3 protein-coding genes are annotated in these 4,946 nt (G+C 48.5%); 2 read left to right on the top strand and 1 reads right to left on the bottom strand.

The genetic code is table 11. The annotated features are described in order from the left end of the window. Positions 1 to 502: 502 nt before the first annotated feature. The gene (locus HRU42_RS20445) at positions 503 to 2,074 is read right to left on the bottom strand and encodes a glutamate synthase-related protein (RefSeq protein WP_295033860.1); all 1,572 of its coding nucleotides are present in this window, start codon (positions 2,072 to 2,074) and stop codon (positions 503 to 505) included. A gap of 360 nt (positions 2,075 to 2,434) precedes the next feature. On the opposite strand from HRU42_RS20445, the gene HRU42_RS20440 reads away from it, so the two are divergent. Beyond that, a complete protein-coding gene (locus HRU42_RS20440; protein ID WP_295033859.1) occupies positions 2,435 to 2,701 on the top strand; it encodes a hypothetical protein in 267 nt (88 codons plus the stop codon). 209 nt (positions 2,702 to 2,910) lie between these two features. Continuing rightward, the coding region (locus tag HRU42_RS20435; RefSeq protein WP_295033857.1) for a protein-disulfide reductase DsbD at positions 2,911 to 4,946 on the top strand (2,036 nt) is incomplete at its 3' end.

The raw sequence follows: 4,946 nt of genomic DNA, 5'->3' as shown, positions 1-4,946 counted from the left end.
GATTCCCGCCCACAAGCCTTGCGGGAAAGACGAGTATTGAATTGCTATCCCATATTACGGGAATGGCAAGCCCTAGAGTCACTATCGGTAATTATAAAAGTTAAATCGAAGCAACCAACTGCTTACTCTTTGCTTGTAAGAACAGGTGTAGATGCGGCTGCGAGCTTCCAAAACATGGACGAAAATGTTGCCTACATTTTTCGGCATTTCCATCATCCGTAGCTGTCAGATATTTTGGCAGAGCTTCCAGGGCCAATTTTGTTCCATACAAAACTTGGCATTTCCTCCTTGACCTACAGGGATGTAGGGAATGCCATAATGATACCGGGAGTATCATTGGCCCATGGAGGTCAGAGTGCTTGCGGCGTCTCGCTGAAGTATCTGGACATAAGCTCACCGCAGGTGGTAGATAACAATGGAGGTGCGACCTTCGAACAAACCACTCAAAACCAAATGAACCAAAGAAAAATGTAATACACCTTCATTCGAAGGTAGTACCCGACTATTCAAATGGAGTGTAACCAGCATATTTCACGCCAGAAAGATGTGCCATTTCTCTGTGCCAGGTGGCTAAGTCATCTGGGTTAAAATCACTCAAACTATGGTGGCCGCAGGCGCGGGCCATGACCTGCATTAGTTCTACCGATGCATTGAAAAAATTGGCGAGCTGCATCGATGCCTTATCGATATTGAGCTTCCTCCTTAGTTCCGGGTTCTGTGTGGCTATGCCTGAAGGGCAGTTGTTGGTGTGACACATGCGTGCGGCCACACAACCTATGGCTTGCATGGCGCTATTAGAGATGGCAACGCCGTCTGCACCCAGGGCCATGGCCTTGACGAAATCCATGGGGACACGTATTCCGCCGGTGATGATTAAGGTGACTTTGCCGCTGGCACCTTTTTCATCTAAATATCGACGTGCGCGAGCCAAGGCTGGGATAGTGGGTACGCTGATATGGTCGCGGAACATCTCAGGTGCTGCGCCAGTTCCGCCGCCGCGGCCATCTAATATGATGTAATCGGCAGTGGCGTCCAGGGCAAACTGGATATCACGTTCGATATGGTTGGCACTGAGCTTAAAGCCTATGGGCACGCCGCCACTGATCTCACGCACGCGCTCGGCGAAGCGCTTAAAGTCGCATGAATTGTTGAGTTCTTTAAAGGTGGGGGGAGATATGGCCGGTAGACCTTCGGGAATGCCCCTTACCTGTGAAATCTTGCCGCGGTTTTTTATTCCCGGCAGGTGACCACCTGTGCCTGTCTTTGCCCCTTGTCCGCCTTTGAAGTGAAAGGCTTGAATCAAATGCAGCAGCTCTTCACGATAGCCAAACTGGGCGCTGGCGAGTTCATAGAAGTAGCGGGAGTTTTGTGCCTGCTCCTCGGGGAGCATGCCACCTTCGCCAGAGCATATGCCAGTGCCTACGAGCTCAGCACCTATGGCTAGGGCTGTTTTCGCTTCTTCGGAAAGTGCGCCGAAACTCATATCCGAAACAAACAGTGGGATCTTGAGCTTAAGCGGCTTACGGGCTTTTGGCCCTATGATAAGTTCAGTCGATACCGCCTGGTCTTCCTGTAATGGCTTAGTGGCCATTTGGGCCGTCATTATCTGGATATCATCCCAATGAGGCAGTAGATGGCGGGGTACACCCATTGAGGTCATGGGACCATGATGACCAAGTTTAGACAGGCCTTCTCGGGCAAGTTGGTGGATAAATTCCACCGTAGGCTCCTCTAGTGTAGCCTTGGCCGAGGGCATGGCGTCGGGTCTGTTATCTCTAGTGGGGCCGGGTCCCTCTTTGCCGACCTGTTTGGCGGTGAACTGCTTATGAGTGCCATCACAAAAGGGGGCATTAGCCGTGTGCTTACAGGCGCAAAGATATGCATCACCATCTTGTTCTACGGTGAAGGCTTTAGGCTTAAATGAAGTGCCAGCATGGGAGCCATCGCAGAAGGGTTGCTTCTTAGATTGGCCGCAGGCACAGAAGTAATACTCTTGACCCTTGGTGAGTTCGACTTTCTTAGGTTTATTGTCCGCAATAATCGGCTTTTCATCAGTAGAATCTGGCTGGCTCATACCTTCTCCTTGGCTATTTTCATCGTTATTAGGCTTAAGTGACTACCAAGGCTCTTATGCTAATTTCACTTACTTTATAGAAATAGTCACCTGTGATAGGGGCAAATAAATCTGCTGTGTTTAATAAATGACCTTATTAAAGATAACCTAAGATACGCTCGAGTGTTATGTAATAGGTTGTTTTTTGCTCGCCTAGTGAGAATGAAAATCGATTGAGAAAATAAAATTATATTTTATGAACTTATTTTACATTTACCCGGTCTTACCCATCGGTGTCTCTTTTTCGAGACATCTATGTTTTATCATTACCTGTAACGGAATTTTCATCTCGAAGTTATTTGCTAATCAAACGGGAAACCGATGGACAGTATTGATACACCTGGCTCTGTTGTCGAATCGGTATTAGGCAGCCAAAAGCATGATGGTCTCGGCTTTAAGATGTGTGAGTTATCGGAAAAGTCTTTGGGTGTCTGTATGGAGCTGACGGATTCCTTTCTTTTGCTAGTCCTGTTATTCTCATTGCCACTATTTCCTCTCATCTCTCGGGTTGTTAAAAACATACTCGAGCCCAGTTATCTCGCTAAACCCAGACGAATACACCTCTGCTTCTGTCGATTCCAAGAGTAGGCCTGGTATTAGTTCCTTACATCTATAGAACATATTAGCTTAACTTAACCTTTGGTTTTGTTAAGCATTGACTCGAATCTATACATTCGCGATTCGATATTAATTTCGCTGTTTGTGCTGCTCTTTGCCCAGAAGACTGATTCTAGCCTAAGCTGGCTTAGAATAAGGCTCCCGGAGAAAATGGCTCTGCATGAGCCTTGGAGAACGACTTGAAGTATTTAAAAACAATTGTGGCTTTTGGCCTGATCTTACTCGGCTCTTCGGCTTTCGCCGCATCGACGGGCTGGCTAACCAATCCCAACCATCCGCCGGTGAAGATACGCTTGATGTTGACCGGAGAGCTAGATCCTGTCACTAAGGCTATGCCCGCAGTACTCGAAGTTAAACTCGAGGGGGACTGGAAGACCTATTGGCGTAGCCCAGGAGAAGGGGGAATTGCTCCCAGTATCAAGTGGGACAAGTCCACTAATCTACAGCAGGTGGATTGGTCATGGCCCGCACCGGATCAGTTTTCCTTGCTAGGCATGCAGACTTTTGGTTATCAAGGGGAAGTCACCTTTCCCTTGCTGCTGATCTTAGATGATATCGAAGCCGACACTCAACTGCATGGCAAGTTCACCTTGTCTTCGTGTACCACCATTTGTGTGCTCACGGATTATGAGATCAACTTGGATATCGAGCCCGGTACTCTTAAGGTCGACACCGGGGCCATGTTCGCCTATAACAAGGCAGTTTCTAGTGTACCTGTGAAGGTGACTGCCCAAGACGCTGACTCAGAAATCAAGCTAGGTTGGGACAGTGGCAAGTCACAGCTCGAAGTGGTACTCGACAGCACTCACTGGCGCCAGCCAAAGCTGATCATAGATGGCGAGCCAGACACGGTTTTCAAGCTCGTGAGTGTCTACAAGACAGAAGCCGCCGATGTCGGTGAAAGCGAGAATATCGTCGCTATTTTCGATGCTAGCAGCTGGCTGGGTGAGCCAGAATTACTGGGTAAACGTTTGCATGTCACTGTGGTCGATTCCCAGCGTGCGTTGGAATACTCATCTGAGGTGAAACCGACTCAAATCATAGCCCAGGGCTCGTCTCTGTTCAAAATGATGCTCATAGCCTTGATTGGTGGCTTGATACTCAATGTGATGCCCTGTGTGTTACCCGTACTTGGCATGAAATTAAGCTCAGTGATCGCGGCGCCGGATCTGGAACGTAATCAAATTCGTCAGCAATTTATCGCCTCAGCGCTGGGGATCTTGGCCTCTTTCTGGTTACTGGCGGGTTTTATCCTGATGCTCAAGTTTACCGGACAGGCAATAGGTTGGGGGGTGCAGTTCCAAAATCCTTGGTTTATTGGCTTTATGGCCCTAGTGACCTCAATCTTTGCCATCAATATGCTAGGGGCATTTGAGATCAATCTGCCTTCGAGTCTGCAAACAAAATTGGCGACAACCGGGGACAATAACAACCGGGGGCATTTCCTTCAGGGGATGTTTGCAACCTTATTGGCGACGCCTTGTAGCGCCCCATTTTTGGGAACTGCGGTAGCCTTTGCTCTTGGGGCTGATACCATCAGCTTGTTGGTGATCTTCACCGCCTTGGCTTTGGGCATGGCACTGCCTTGGTTGTTAGTGGCGGCGTTCCCCCAGATCGCCAACTATTTCCCTAAACCCGGTCGCTGGATGAGTATAGTTAAGGTCACCTTCTCGGTATTACTGCTGATCACTAGCTTGTGGCTCATCAGTTTATTGAGCAATTTTCTGCCAACCAGTTATCTGTTTGTCGCAGCAGGACTCTTGTTGCTGAGCTTCTTCATCTTTATGGCAAAAACCATCGGCGCAGCCGCAGTCGTGGCCACATTTAGTATCACACTGATATTTGCCGCCATAGGTGCCTTTATGACATCGGATCGATGGGCGAACCCCTTACCCACAGATCTGGTGTGGACTCCATTAAATGAAGAGGTGATAGCCGAACAAGTGGCCGAGGGTAAGACTATTTTTGTCGATGTGACAGCCGACTGGTGTATCAGCTGTAAGGCCAACAAGGTCGGGGTGATATTGCAAGATCCTGTTTATAGTCTGCTCAAGCAAGACAATCTTATGCTCATGAAAGGAGATTGGACTAAGCAATCTGAGTATGTGACTAACTACTTGCAGAGCCACAATCGTTTCGGGGTACCATTTAATGTGGTCTACGGCCCTGGAGCACCGGCTGGTATCCAGCTACCCGTGATCTTATCTACACAAGG

Origin of the sequence: Shewanella sp. (assembly GCF_013214165.1) — a bacterium.
Taxonomy (GTDB): domain Bacteria; phylum Pseudomonadota; class Gammaproteobacteria; order Enterobacterales; family Shewanellaceae; genus Shewanella.
The sequence above is the reverse complement of the archived record's forward strand: the minus strand, read 5'-3'. Positions and strand labels throughout refer to the sequence as shown.

Coding starts and splice junctions, on each gene's coding strand:
- HRU42_RS20445 (WP_295033860.1), bottom strand. CDS start 2,074: ATGAGCCAGCCAGATTCTACTGATGAAAAGCCGATTATTGCGGACAAT.
- HRU42_RS20440 (WP_295033859.1), top strand. CDS start 2,435: ATGGACAGTATTGATACACCTGGCTCTGTTGTCGAATCGGTATTAGGC.